Source organism: Thalassobacillus cyri, from assembly GCF_900107755.1.
GTDB classification, from domain to species: Bacteria; Bacillota; Bacilli; order Bacillales; family Halobacillaceae; genus Thalassobacillus; species Thalassobacillus cyri.
Genome location: NZ_FNQR01000012.1, coordinates 115,687 through 129,613, shown reverse-complemented (window position 1 = coordinate 129,613; position 13,927 = coordinate 115,687). Strand labels below are relative to the sequence as shown.

General features: G+C 44.6%; 12 protein-coding genes. 6 read left to right on the top strand and 6 right to left on the bottom strand.

Annotation, left to right across the window (positions count from 1 at the left end; translation table 11 throughout):
- Positions 1 to 717 precede the first annotated feature (717 nt).
- The gene (locus tag BLV00_RS14685) at positions 718 to 1,224 is read left to right on the top strand and encodes a DoxX family protein (RefSeq protein WP_093045717.1); all 507 of its coding nucleotides are present in this window, start codon (positions 718 to 720) and stop codon (positions 1,222 to 1,224) included.
- Between the two features lie 88 nt (positions 1,225 to 1,312).
- Here BLV00_RS14685 and BLV00_RS14680 read toward each other — a convergent pair whose 3' ends face one another.
- The 3 genes from BLV00_RS14680 to BLV00_RS14670 form a co-directional block, all read right to left on the bottom strand.
- Positions 1,313 to 1,867, bottom strand: a complete 555-nt coding sequence (locus BLV00_RS14680; RefSeq protein WP_218131910.1) for a hypothetical protein — start codon at positions 1,865 to 1,867, stop codon at positions 1,313 to 1,315.
- 154 nt (positions 1,868 to 2,021) lie between these two features.
- A complete protein-coding gene (locus BLV00_RS14675) occupies positions 2,022 to 4,319 on the bottom strand; it encodes a thiamine pyrophosphate-dependent enzyme (RefSeq protein ID WP_093045715.1) in 2,298 nt (765 codons plus the stop codon).
- Entirely contained in the window at positions 4,316 to 5,329 is a 1,014-nt protein-coding gene (locus tag BLV00_RS14670; RefSeq protein ID WP_093045714.1) for a 2-oxoacid:acceptor oxidoreductase family protein, read from the bottom strand. Before BLV00_RS14670 ends, BLV00_RS14675 begins: the two co-directional genes overlap by 4 nt.
- 299 nt (positions 5,330 to 5,628) lie before the next feature.
- Between BLV00_RS14670 and BLV00_RS14665 the strand changes: the two genes are divergently transcribed.
- Together BLV00_RS14665 and BLV00_RS14660 are read left to right on the top strand one after the other, a co-directional pair.
- Positions 5,629 to 5,967, top strand: a complete 339-nt coding sequence (locus BLV00_RS14665) for a DUF3905 domain-containing protein (RefSeq protein ID WP_037985650.1) — start codon at positions 5,629 to 5,631, stop codon at positions 5,965 to 5,967.
- A 94-nt stretch (positions 5,968 to 6,061) separates the two neighbouring features.
- A complete protein-coding gene (locus BLV00_RS14660) occupies positions 6,062 to 6,172 on the top strand; it encodes a YjcZ family sporulation protein (protein WP_084315624.1) in 111 nt (36 codons plus the stop codon).
- A 71-nt stretch (positions 6,173 to 6,243) separates the two neighbouring features.
- Here BLV00_RS14660 and BLV00_RS14655 read toward each other — a convergent pair whose 3' ends face one another.
- Entirely contained in the window at positions 6,244 to 7,608 is a 1,365-nt protein-coding gene (locus BLV00_RS14655) for a TrkH family potassium uptake protein (RefSeq protein ID WP_093045713.1), read from the bottom strand.
- A 172-nt stretch (positions 7,609 to 7,780) separates the two neighbouring features.
- Between BLV00_RS14655 and BLV00_RS14650 the strand changes: the two genes are divergently transcribed.
- From BLV00_RS14650 to BLV00_RS14640, 3 genes are all read left to right on the top strand, one after another.
- Positions 7,781 to 8,923 carry a CdaR family transcriptional regulator gene (locus BLV00_RS14650; RefSeq protein WP_093045712.1) on the top strand — a complete coding sequence of 381 codons (1,143 nt, stop codon included), beginning with the start codon at positions 7,781 to 7,783 and terminating at the stop codon, positions 8,921 to 8,923.
- A 79-nt stretch (positions 8,924 to 9,002) separates the two neighbouring features.
- Positions 9,003 to 10,415, top strand: coding sequence for a glycolate oxidase subunit GlcD (gene glcD / locus BLV00_RS14645; RefSeq protein ID WP_093045711.1), 1,413 nt, complete (start codon positions 9,003 to 9,005; stop codon positions 10,413 to 10,415).
- A complete protein-coding gene (locus BLV00_RS14640; protein WP_093045710.1) occupies positions 10,412 to 11,755 on the top strand; it encodes a (Fe-S)-binding protein in 1,344 nt (447 codons plus the stop codon). Before glcD ends, BLV00_RS14640 begins: the two co-directional genes overlap by 4 nt.
- A 403-nt stretch (positions 11,756 to 12,158) precedes the next feature.
- Here BLV00_RS14640 and BLV00_RS14635 read toward each other — a convergent pair whose 3' ends face one another.
- The gene (locus BLV00_RS14635; RefSeq protein WP_093045709.1) at positions 12,159 to 12,587 is read right to left on the bottom strand and encodes a YwpF-like family protein; all 429 of its coding nucleotides are present in this window, start codon (positions 12,585 to 12,587) and stop codon (positions 12,159 to 12,161) included.
- 293 nt (positions 12,588 to 12,880) lie between these two features.
- On the bottom strand, positions 12,881 to 13,900 hold the full coding sequence (moaA, locus tag BLV00_RS14630; RefSeq protein WP_093045708.1) for a GTP 3',8-cyclase MoaA: 1,020 nt from the start codon (positions 13,898 to 13,900) through the stop codon (positions 12,881 to 12,883).
- Between the last annotated feature and the right edge of the window lie 27 nt (positions 13,901 to 13,927).

Sequence of the window (13,927 nt, the reverse complement as noted above, 5' to 3'; positions counted from 1 at the left end):
CACAGGAAAGCGAACCGTTTCCCAGCCTCCCTTCTCCTAATTAGGCGACGGACCCAAATTATCTCGAAATCAAGTCTTCGACTTTTCGGCCCTATTGTTGAATAAGCCTCTTAGTATAAATCATTAATAACGATTAACAGGGACTTTGTGAAAATAAAAAAGTAGTTCAGCTTTGAAAGTACAAGTAAGCATTTGTACTTTAAAGCTGAACTACTTCGTGTTTGTTGGCTTCTTTACTTATTAACCGTGATCAAAGATACAGTATCCGATGTTCAATAATAGGATAAGTGCAGAAATAATAAAAAATGTAACTTCCCACATGCTGCTTCACCTCCAGAATTTTCTCCGATAGCTCGATGATTCATTCATTTTGTAGTGTACGCTATAACAATAAGTATTAGTAATTCACCTTAGGCTGGTACTACATCAGTAGCGAAAGGTATGTCAATTAAGATTTTACCTGCGTTTGCCATCTAAATCAAGCAAATTCCTATGCCTGGTCTAAACCTGCAGGTGCTGAAAAACCCTGTTTTTCACATCTTTGCCATAACTTTATTGCTAAAATGTGAAATACATCACAAAGTTACTGCAAATCTTAAAAAAGGTGATATGATGTAACTGTAAAAGATAACACCCACACAAAAGCCGGCTAAGGTGTTCTTCTTTTAACTAATCATGTGAAACAGTGAACAAAATCCTATAAAGGAAGTGGAAACTATGATTAACAAATTACTAAGAGAAAACAATGTAGTGGCTGCAATTTTGACAGTGATTCGGGTTTACATCGGCTATGCCTGGCTGACAGCAGGCTGGGGTAAGTTGACAGGCGGAGGCTTTGATTCTGCCGGCTTCATCCAGGGAGCTATCGGAAAAGCATCTGGTGAACACCCTGCTGTACAAGGCTGGTGGGCAAGTTTCCTTGAAGGTGTAGCTCTTCCAAACGCAGAGATTTTTACATTCCTTGTCATGTGGGGTGAAGTTTTAGTAGGGATCGCACTTATTCTAGGTATTTTCACTAACTTCGCAGCAATCATGGGATTAGCAATGAACTTCGCCTTCCTGTTCAGTGGAACTGTCAGTACCAATGCTCAAATGGTATTGTTGACCGTGTTCATTGCAGCAGCTGGATTCAACGCAGCTAAGTTTGGTCTAGACCGCTGGGTCATTCCTTATATTCGTCAAACGATCGCTAAAAAAGAAACAAAGACTGCTCCAGTGGTATAACTGATGCAGATAATGACTTCTAAGACCCATCACAAACCTCCATAAAAGGCGATTCCCTGTCCAGGAGAATCGCCTTTTATCATGCCTGTTAATGAGAAGGAAAGATTTCGATAAAATAAAGACATGAACCAGTATAGAGAAGCATGCCAGCCTGATTCTCTTTCGTCACATAATGATAAGTTCCTTTACGATGTTCGGTAGACTCATAAAAATCAATCACTACATCCATCGGTACGAATAATGTAATTGGACTAGTAGAACTGCCGGGATTAAGTGATGGAAAGGTATCCCCATATCTAGCTTTTGCTGTAAGACGGCCGGTTCCCCCATGGATGATTTGCAAAGAAGCTTCTTCTTTTGGAGGCCGCTTAAGGGGATAGGACCACAACTCTAAATCACCGTCTTGGTCAAGCATGCAATAAAAACAATCCGCTGAGACCGCTATGTTGCTGCCACTGAATCCGATTGTTTCCTTAATATGCATCCATTCAGCCGGTTGAAGGTTATATTTCCTTTTGTCCACCGTGATTGACGCGTTTTTTTCGGAGGCGTTGAAAACGATAGCAGGGTTTGTGCCAGCTATACGTAACGCTTCTGTCCTCATTCCTCCCCCTCCTTCTTCTGTCGTGTATGTTTTATTCATTATATTTTTCCCCAGTACTTCTCATGTTAGAAAAACTTGGCTTGTCGCCAAGACTTATGGAGAAGGCCTTAGTATTTTTTTACCTTTAAACTTTTTATAAATTTAAACTTACTTAAAGTGCGAGAAGCCCCGGTTAAAAAACCGGGGCTCGGGATCAAAGATATTCACATTCATGTTTTGCTTTTAACCGATTCCAGCGCTTTTCCACTTCTTCCTCAAATTCAAGGTAGATTGCTTCGTTTTCCGGCTTCAGTAAATGCTTTGTTTTGCCAAGATATTTCAGCCATTCACTGACCGGCTCGCGTTTATTCTTTGCTTCCGGATTATAAGTGATAGCCGTTTTTCCTTTTTCTACTTCATATAACGGAAAGAAACAGGAATCCACAGCAGCCTTGATGATGGTCTGGCCATAACGCTCCTCACTTTTCCAGTTCAATGGACAGGTGATCAGGAGTTTTCCATAGACCAGGCCTTCGTGCTTCGCATACCACTGCGCTTTAGCCGCTTTTTTGATCAGGTCCTGGGGGTAAGCTTCGGTGCCGGTGAACACATAAGGAATATTCGTTGCTGCCATGATCTGCGGGGTGTCCTTATGATGAAAGGCCTTTCCTTTTTGTGCTTTACCGATATTGGATGTTGATGTCATATGGCCAATTGGTGTTGAATAAGACATTTGCGAACCTGTATTCATATATCCTTCATTGTCGTATTCTACGATGATCATGCCATGGTTTCTTAACGAAGTGCCGATGGCTGAACCCATGCCGATATCCATCCCTCCATCACCTGTCACCATGACAAAGGTAAAATCATCTCCTACTTCTACTTCTCCGCGACGTTTCATTTCATAAAAAGCTTCCACTGTCCCCGATAATGTGGCTGCACCATTCTGGAACAGATTATGGATGAACGTCTGCTTATGGGAGGAATGTGGGTAAGCAGCACTAACTACATAACCGCACCCTGTCTGGAATAAGACCACGACGTCTCCTTCAATGCCTTTAAAAAATAGTTCAAGGCCTGGAAAGATACCACAGCCAGGGCAGGCACCATGGCCTGAAGCGATCCGCTTCGGTTTATTCATCAGCTGCCGGAGCGGCGGCACTTTCACCTTTAATTTACCCGTCACTTCATCATGAGTGACTTTAATCAGCCCCGAATCATAAGAGCCGGAATGCTGGGGCTCTATGATGGGAAGGAGCCGCTTTTTGGAATCGCCAGCATGCACGCCATAATAATCAAACGGTTTCGCCGCGACGGGGGTTTCCGCAGCTTCTAACGCTTCATTAAAAAATACTTCAGCATCCTGCTCATAAAAGTCTTTTCCTCCGACACCATACACCCGGCTTAAAACAACTGGCTGCTGGCCTGGCATTTCCTGCAAGGCCGCTTTGATTTCAAGGGTCATATTCGCGCCCTTGGCACCGTAGCTATCAGCACGCTCACCGACAAGCACTGCTTTGACATGTTTCAGCGCTTGCTTAACAGCTTCTTTCGGGAAAGGACGAATCATATTCGGACTGATGACCCCGACTTTCTTTCCTTGTTTACGATAACGATCGACCACGTCTTTCGCCGTTTCGGCTGCAGAGTTGATTAGAAATACCGCAGCCTCCGCGTCTTCCATTTCGTAAGTTTCGATAGTTGGATACGCTCTTCCAGATAGCTTTTCATAGGCTTCCTGAATTTCTTCAAAAACTTTTTCTGCCCGGTAGATGGCTTCCGACTGCTGGTAATTATTATGAATCAAGTCATCCCCATTCATATGAGCCCCGATTGTCACAGGATTTTCTTTATCTACCGCGTTAGGAAAATCGGTGGGACGTTCGCCGATGAATTCTGATACTACTTCCCTATTTTTGAATGAAAGGACCTTCCGCTTTTGGTGGGAAGTGAAAAATCCATCAAAGGCAACGATGACTGGCAGGCGCACATCATGATGTTCTGCTACTTTTAACGCCATGATATTCAAGTCATAGACAGCTTGCGGTGTACTTGCTGTTAAGATTACCCAGCCTGTATTCAGCGCAAAATATAAGTCGGAATGATCCCCGCGGATATCAAGCGGTCCGCTCACTGCACGGGTAACCAGATTTAATACCATCGGGAAACGAGTGCCTGACTGTACAGGAAGTTCCTCGAGCATGAATAAAAAGCCGTTTGCACTGGTAGCATTGAAGACACGGGCGCCACTTACCGCCGCTCCGTAGCAGATACCGGCTGAACCATGCTCGCCATCGGCAGGAATAAGTTTGATATCATGTTCTCCTCTTGCCTTCATCTGATCCAGATATTGGGCAATTTCTGTGGATGGGGTAATTGGGAAGTATCCCATAATATGATAGTTGATTTGCGCAGCAGCCTTAGCTGCCATTTCATTGCCTGATTCAAAGCTTACCTGCTGACCTGCAGGTGCTTGCAATTTTTCTTTTTCTGTTATGACATGATTCATTTTACCACTCCTTCCACATAGGGGAACGTTTGCTTCACGCGGTGCTCGTCACTGTAACCAATCGTCTCTCTAATTTCAGTTAAAGCACTTGTCGGACAGACCTCAACGCACTTCAGGCACCCTTTGCAATACTGGTAATCGATTCCCTGCAGAACCATTTGCTTGCGGCCGCGTTTGTCTTCCCTCTCTTCCCATACGAAGCAAAAATCAGGACACACCGTGTCACAGTGGGTGCAGTTGATACATTTTTCCTGTTCGAAGGCAGGTAAGAATCCTTGCCTGGATCCACTTAAGTCTTTCGCGATACTATTCGCCTGAGCGGAGATGATACCCCCGATTTCCTGGGTTTCATATCCTAACCGTGATGGCTGACGTTCAAATGGTTTTTGTTCTGCTCCTTCAGGTACTTCATAGCTTTTAAAGCTGACTTCTTCGTATCCACGATTGAATGTCCGGATGTTAGCATCGACTATGTGCGGATACTTTTTACCAAACGTTTCGCGGATGACATCACGCATCTTATCTACATCTAAAAATCTGAGTACGCGGTAAAGTGCACCAAGCATGGCGGTATTGATCCGAGTATTTTCTTCGACAGCGATACTCATGGCGTCAACGACAGCTAACGTACCGTGATCGAGTTCCAGCTCTTCCCGGACCGCTTCCATATCGCGTTCACTATTTACCAGCACGATACCATCCGCTTGCAAGCCGTTGACGACATCGACTGTTTTATATAACGCTTCATGAAATACACCGATCACATGCGGCTCTTCAATTGGTGAATGGGCTCTGATTTCTACCTCAGGTTCACAAAAACGAATGAATGCTTTGACTGGCGTCCCCTTTTTTTCGGAACCATAAGAAGAAAAGTTAGAACCGTTTAAACCATGGCCTAATACGCCAGCTTCTGCAAGCATTTTTCCAGCCAGATTGGCACCTAGCCCGCCAATTGATTCTAACCGGATTTCAAAAAAACCAAGTTCATTAGTAGTGGGCAAAATTGACATAGGATCCCCCTTTGCTTTTTAAGTGACGTGGGTTGATTCTACATCCATTATAAAAACACATGAACGGTCTGTATGTGACAAAGGTCATAACTGTAGCAATTTTATGCTCAAAAATTATGCTACACCTCAAAACAACTAGGTATTACCAGCATTATAACAGGGTATCATTTGTCATTTTGACATATAACAGTAGTTATTCTTCTTCTGATGGATATAAGCGGGTAATCTTTTAGTAACGTGCGTGAATTTTTCATAATCCTTTTCTTACTGGGAAAGATAGGGATAAGGAGGGATGTCTAATGCGTGAACAAAATATCGAGCGACAAATGGATGAATTCACCTCGTTTCCTCATCAAATCAATGCACCGAATGTCGAAAAGAAAAAACGGAAGGCCCCTTTCGTTAATCCCTATGGTGTCACCATCGGAGACAGCTACTATGATTCCATGAATTCTCCACTCAATCATTGGAGTGAAGAAATTGACCCGGCTGTCATGTCTGGTGATGAATGGGTCCACGAAACCAATGATATCGGCTGGAACACTTCCCATAACCGGAAGCTCATGGAAGAAAATTATTACGCGAAGCGGAAAAACTTTTCTCACCCCACCCATGATGCTTCTTACCAGACAGATTGAACATGTTAATTGTCTATAATCTGGGTGAATGACCATACACGAAACTCCCGGTTGCATATAGTATCAGTGTACCAACCGAGGAGGTGAGCTTTTAATGTACCATTGTTACCCTTACGGACGTCGAGGTGCTTACGGTAGCAACTTCGCGTTGATTGTAGTGTTGTTTATCTTGCTCATCATTGTAGGAGCAGCATTCTACTGCTAAGCTAATCATCGCATTGAAAAGCGCAAAAAAGCGCACTCCTTTATATAGGAGGCGCTTTTTTTGTGTTTTATTTAACCTATAATGATTCGTTCTTTCGGGTAGTGATACTTTCCCGTCTTCTTTTTTTCTTGCTTCAATGTGAATAGGAAAGTCAATATGCCGATACGTCCGATGAACATAAGCGACATCAGTACAAACTTGGCAAAAGTCGATAACCCGGGGGTAATACCGGTGGACAAACCCACAGTCCCGAACGCTGAGGTCACTTCAAACAGAAGATCCCCTATGGTGTAGGGTTCTGTGATCGTCAAAGCGACTACAGCCACAAAACAAATCATTACTGCCATGATGGTAACGACAACCGCTTTGATTAAATCGTCGTCATGAATCTCGCGCCGAAACACCCGTACTCGTGTTTGTCCCCTGGCATAAGTAAGCATGAAAATAACCAGCAATGCGAAAGTAGTCGTCCGTATACCGCCGCCGACACTGCTTGGTGACGCCCCGATGAACATCAAGGACGAAAGGAACAGTTTTGTCTGTTCTGTCAATTGGCCGACATCCATAGTTGCCAGTCCACCGCTTCGCGTCGTCACCGATTGGAAGAGAGCATAGAACAGGATCTCATGCCAATTTTTATCAGCAAAAAAATGATTGAATTCAAAAAAGATGATCATTACCATTCCAAAAATGACCAGCATTAAAAACGTAAACGAAGTCAATTTCGCAAATAAGGAAAACCGTTTATTCTCTCCGGGCGTTGTATTTTTAAAAAGGTATTCTTTCACCTCAATCAACACCGGAAAACCGATGGCACCAGCTACAATCAGCAGCATATTGATGAATTGTACGAAATAATCATCCTTGTAAGGGATCAGTGAAGCTCCCGTAATATCAAAACCGCCATTGGTCATGGCACTGATCGTTCCAAAAAATCCATGAAGATAAGCTTCCTCCGGAGGATAATATTGTAAAAAATAAGTGCCGAGTGTGACAAAACCGACAAATTCAATCAACAGAACAACCCCAATAATCTGACGGATCAATCGGACGACGCCCTGGAAAGAAGTCTGGTTCTGGTCAGTCATAATCAAGCGGCGTTCCTTCAGACCGATTTTTTTCCCTAAGAGCATCCAAATCGCTGTACCGATGCTCATCACGCCGATTCCACCAAGCTGAAGGACAAAAGCAAGGAGGATGATGCCGGTCGTGCTGAAGGTATCCGCTACTGTAATGACACTGAGGCCGGTCACACTGACAGCACTTACTGCAGTGAATAATATATCGATGAATGATAGTTCCACACCCGGCTGATGCGCAACCGGCATAGCCAATAAAAGTGAGGATACCGTAACGGCAAATAAATAGAACAAAGCGATCAATTTGAATGGGGACAAGTTATTGATTGATCGTAAGTTCCGTTTCCTGATTTTCATATTGTTTCTCCTTTGTCGACTAGCTGCGCCTGCTCTTTAGAGAATCTTCTACCCATTATAGCAGTGTGCTGCAGAAATTTCCTAGAGATTCGGCAAAAATTGTCCGGAACGTCTGGGTTTTTCCCTAAAGCTCAAGGTAAAATGGAAGCAGCAGCCTGTGAGGAGGTAGGATATGTTTTTATCAGAAGCATTAGCACAAAGGATTCTACAGGAAGTCAGAAAATTGATGGATGAGGACTTCATCATCGTGAATACAGAAGGGAATATCATCGCCAGTACGGCTCGGGATCGGATTGGAAGCTTTCACGAAGGAGCTATGATTGCCGCCCATGAAAAAAGAAACGTCCTATTGACCGAGCAAGACGAATCCCAGCTGCAAGGTGTCAAGGCCGGCATTAATCTGCCAATTATGTTTCAACACCATGTCGTAGGGGTGATTGGTATAACAGGTAATCCGGAAAAAGTAACCCCCTTTGGATCTCTCTTAAAAAAAATGACCGAACTATTGATCCACGAAAATTATTATAAAGAGCAAGTGGAGTGGAAAACTCGGGCGGTAGAAGGCTTGGTATTTGACTGGATTCACCAGCACACGGACTCGGAAAATTTCCAGGAACGGGCGGATATGCTGGGCATTGATTTGTCGTTACCGAGAAGAAGCACCATCATCCATCTCCGGAACATGAATGCGGACAAAGAACCAGTCGTCCTGGATTTTTTAAAGTCACGCTTACTACCTACGAAAAACGATATTTTCGCCCGTTTAGGCAGCGATCGTTATGTGCTTCTTGAAGTGGCCATGAGTTCTGATGAAGCTAACCGGATCACACATCGCAAGACTTCTTTTTTAAAATGGAAACAGGAACTGGAGAAGCGATATGGGATAACGATGACGGCAGGGATTGGCCAACCCGTTTCCAGAGAAGAAGTTAATATTTCTTATGAACAGGCGGAACGCGCGTTACTGGTCGCTGATAAAAATGACGGGATATTTTTTGATGAGGAGTTGGGACTCGAGATGTGTATTCAGGAAATCAGCCATGCTACACGTTCGGATTTCATAACGAGGACAATTGAACGCATCAAAGGTGAGAAAGATTTGATCGATACCCTGATTATTTATTTTAAGAACGATCTGAAAATAAAAGCTGCCGCAGAAGATATGCATGTACATATTAATACCATCCATTACCGGTTCAAACGAATTGAAGCACTTACCTCCCTTGATCCTAAAGTATTCCGTGATTTAATGACACTTTATATGGGGTTGTATTTTTTGGAGGAACAAACAAAAGAAAAGCATGTAAGGGCTTAATCTTTGTGAATTCTTATATAGCTGTCAGATCCGGCATTTCTTATAATGAAAGTAATCATTCTTTTGGGGGAGTTTTTTTATGTTAAACGAAGCATTAAAACGCCAGCTTACAGCTATTGTCGGACCGGAAAATTTCCAGGATAACAAAGCCAGCCGGCTTGTTTATTCTTATGATGCTACGCCACAGTTCCAGTCGATGCCAGATGCGGTCGTTGCTCCAAGGAACACCGAAGAAACAGCCTCCGTATTGAAGCTGTGTAATGAAAACAAAGTTCCTATCGTTCCACGCGGTTCTGGAACGAACCTATCAGCGGGCACTACCCCTTTGAATGGAGGCATCGTGCTGCTGTTTAAGCATATGCAGGATATCATCGAGATTGACGAAGAAAACCTGACGATCACCGTCCAGCCTGGGTTGATCACGCTCGATATGATTCATGCCGTCGAAGCGAAAGGGCTGTTTTATCCCCCTGACCCTTCTTCCATGAAAATCTCCACGATAGGAGGAAATCTGAATGAGAATTCCGGCGGCCTCCGGGGCTTGAAATATGGCGTGACCAGAGACTACGTGATGGGGCTTGAAGTTGTTTTGCCCAATGGTGACATCATCCGTACCGGCGGGAAGCTTGCCAAAGATGTGGCTGGATATGATTTGACCCGGTTGTTTGTAGGTTCGGAAGGGACGCTTGGAGTGATTACAGAAGCAACGTTGAAATTAGTGCCGATTCCGGAAACGAAAAAGACGATGCTTGCATTATATGAGGATATTGAAGCGGCGGCAGAAGCGGTGTCGAGCATCATCGCCCACCGAATCATACCGACCACGCTGGAATTTCTCGACCGGCCTACCCTGAAGGTCGTCGAAGAATTTGCCCAAATCGGACTTCCTACCGATATCGAAGCGGTATTATTGATTGAACAGGATGGCCCGGAAGAAGTCGTTGAACGGGATATCGCCAAAATCGCAGCGCTGTGCCGAGAAAACCAGGCGATCCAGGTCGACGTCGCAAAATCGGAAGTTGAAGCGGATGCCCTCCGGACAGCAAGACGGACAGCATTATCTGCTTTGGCACGTTTAAAGCCGACCACGATTTTGGAAGACGCGACTGTCCCCCGCTCGAAAATCGCAGAAATGGTACGTGCTATTAATGACATTGCCAAGGAATATGACGTGGAAATTTGTACCTTCGGCCATGCTGGTGACGGCAACCTCCACCCCACTTGTTTGACCGATGTCCGGAATAAAGAGGAAATCCATCGCGTCGAGCAGGCATTCGAAGCGATTTTCCACAAAGCGGTCGAGCTTGGAGGTACGATTACCGGTGAACATGGCGTAGGGGCCATGAAGTCGCCTTATCTTCACTTGAAACTGGGAGAAGAAGGAATTGCCGCCATGAAAGGAATCAAGCAGGCTTTCGATCCTAACAACATCATGAATCCAGGAAAAGTTTTTGCCAAGTCGGAAAGGAAACGAGTGGTGGTACAGCCATGATCACAGTACAAGAAAAGAAACGGATCCAGACAGAATTCCAGGACAAAATGGATTACGATGAACTGCTGAATTGTATGCGATGCGGTTTTTGTCTTCCAAGCTGCCCGACATATATCGAGAGCGGTTATGATGAAGCACACTCCCCCCGCGGCCGCATTGCTTTAATGAAAGCGGTTGTCGATGGAGATATTGAGCCAGATGAAGACGTAAAACGGTCACTCGATATGTGTCTCGGCTGCCGGGCCTGCGAGCCCGTCTGTCCTTCCGGAGTCAATTACGGCCACCTGCTTGAGCAGGCAAGGGATATCATCTATCAGAATCATCAGTTAACCGCTTCTACAAAAGCAATTCGGAACATCGCTTTCAAAGGATTATTTCCTAACCAAAGCCGCATGAGAACGATGACTGGCCTGTTAGGTTTTTACCAGCGGAGCGGTTTACAAAAGGCAGCCCGTCGCACAGGGCTCATGAAGTTTTTGCCGGAAAACTTAAGGACAATGGAGCAAGTGCTTCCGGAAGTACCATCATTGAAACAGCTGAAGAACCGTCCGGATCATTTACCTTCTCTCGTACCGCAAAAGAAAAAAGTTGCTTTCTTTTCCGGGTGTCTGATGGATTCCATGTTCATGGCGACCAATGATGCAACCATGAAACTATTACAGTATGCCGGTTGCGAAATCGTGATTCCTGACAGCCAGGCTTGCTGCGGCGCGTTGCACGGCCATAGCGGCGAGAAACAGCAGGCAAAAGAACTCGCTAAACGGAATATCGCAGCATTCGAAACATCCGGAGCTGATTATATTATCACCAATGCAGGCGGCTGCGGTGCGTTTCTTACCGATTATGACCACCTGTTAAAGGATGATCCTGAATGGGCACCGCGTGCAGCAGCATTTGCTGTTAAAATTAAAGACATATCAAGCGTCTTGAGTGAATTAGAATTTGATAAACTTCCGCTCGAACTGCCAGAACAGATCATCACCTACCAGGATTCCTGTCATTTGAAAAACGTGCAAAAGACATTCCTGGAACCCCGTCAATTGCTGCAATCTATCGCAGGGGCACAATACAAAGAAATGAAGGATGCTGACCGATGCTGCGGCTCCGCCGGCATCTATAATATCGTCGAGTCAGAAATGTCGATGCAAATTCTTGATTATAAAATGGAACAGGTGCAGGATACCATGGCGAAAACCATCGTAACCGCGAACCCGGGATGCCTGCTGCAAATGAAACTTGGCATCGAACGGGAAGGATTGGCGGATAATATGCGCGTTGTCCACATTGTCGATTTGCTGCTGGAAGCGTATGAGTATGCCCGGCAGCCCGTTGGTTCCTAAAGAACAAAAGCGAAAGCGACTTGCTCACCCCCGATAAGCTTAAGCCAAGCCTCGTCATGACGTTTTGTGTACTTTCATTCCAATTAAGTTTAATAAAAGTATAAGTATAACTAAGGCTTTAGTCATAATCCATTGGCGATAAGCCGAGTTTTCCTAATCACAGAGAGGATGGACTTAAGACCTCGAGGGGGTAGGCGCTAGAGCCGGATGCAGTCCCCTGCAAAATATTAACCCCAATCATTAAATATTATAATTTCCTAGACAATGCAAAAAGTCCTGCGGATGGCAGGACTTTTCGTTTGGGCGCGAAACTATTGAATGTTGCATGACAAAATCAATCTAGCGCGAATACGTAAAACAAAAATATCGGCCGTATCACATGTGAATACGGCCGATTACTTCATCAGTTTTTATTGTTGTTACTGCCACGTTTCTTAAACTCTTCCAGGAGCTCTTCTCCCTGATAGCCTTCCTCGATCAGCAGCTTCAATGTTTTTTCAATTTGGTCCTGCCTGCGGTCGACGATTGTACCCATGAACAGAACATTCATGTTTTCGCTGATATTGTTCGTGTCAATCGCCTTCACTAAAAACGTGGCTGGCTGGTTCGTCTCCTTCGTGATTTTCACCTGGACCAGTAACTCTTCTTCACTTTTAACGTATTCCTCAAAAAAAGACTGATAACTTTGGTCTACGTAGGCTTCAATCACCCAACGTCCTTTATCATCTTCCCGGTTTATGATCAGACCGTCAATCAGCTTGATTCTTCGCTGTGTGATGTCTTCCGCTTTTTCTTCAACTAAATCAAGGGAAACCAGCTTGAACGTCTTCATCCCATTCACTCCCACTTTATGTATCTAGCTTCATTATAGAATAGTAGCCTTCTTTCAGCAAAAAGTTTCTATAATTTTAATACCAGATTGAACACGGGACATGGGCAGCTGGTTCGGTTATCCTAATGCAAATAATGGGGCAGGGCAATAACTAGCTTTTCCACGCCCCGTGCCACATTTTATAGGGAATGATACCGCACGATATTATAAGTATTTGGATGTGATTAGACAAAGGAGTGTGCTATATAAGTAAAGCTTAGAGCCTTGTAGGTGCTCTAAGCTTTTTGGTGTCTTTATCCGCCAATGTAGGACATTTCGATTTTTTCCCGTTTGAGCGGCTTGCCTTCTGCGCGTTCATCCGAATAGCGGTCGGTCCGTCCGCTCCATAGCTTGATCAGCTCAAGTATCAGTTGATGGTCGCTGGCATGTTCTCGCAGTGGTGTTTTGATATCATAGCCTGTTGTCGCAAACAGACACGTATATAATTTCCCATCCGCAGACAAGCGGATTCTCGTGCAGCTGCCGCAGAAGGAATCCGTCACGGAAGAGATGACACCGATTTCTCCACTGCCATCTATATAGCGGTAACGGGTAGCGACTTCCCCATAATAATTCTGTTCCGCCGGTTCAAGCGGCATTTCTATGTTGATACGGTCAATGATTTCCTGTTTAGAGACCACGGTGTTCATGTTCCAGCCATTATGGTTTCCGACATCCATAAACTCAATAAACCGGAGGATCACATCGGTCCCTTTGAAATAGCGGGCCATTGGAAGGATCTGGCTGTCATTCAATCCTTTTTTTACGACCATATTGATTTTAACCTGCAGGCCTGCTTCCTGGGCTGCTTCAATTCCCTTGAGAACAGGTTTCGTTTTGACACCACGGCCGTTAATTTCCTTGAACACATCATCTTCTATGGCATCCAGGCTCAAGTTGACACGATCGAGGCCTGCTTCTTTCAATTTTTTCGCCTGTTTGGTCAAAAACACCCCATTGGTTGTAATTGCAATATCTTTGATACCGTCAATCGCATACAAACGTTTGATCAGCTGATCGAGATTCTTGCGGAGTAAGGGCTCCCCTCCGGTAATCCGTATTTTTTCCGTACCGAATTTAGCGAAAATCTCCACCAGCCGGACAATTTCATCGAAGCTTAACAACTCTTTGAACGGTAAAAATTTATAATCCTCCCCGAAAATTTCGGCTGGCATACAGTACGTGCAACGGAAGTTACACTGGTCGATGACCGAGATCCGCAGGTCTTTCATCGGGCGGTTCAACCGGTCCCTGATATATTGTGTGTCTGTCATGATAAAATCACTTCTCCTTTACTCCCT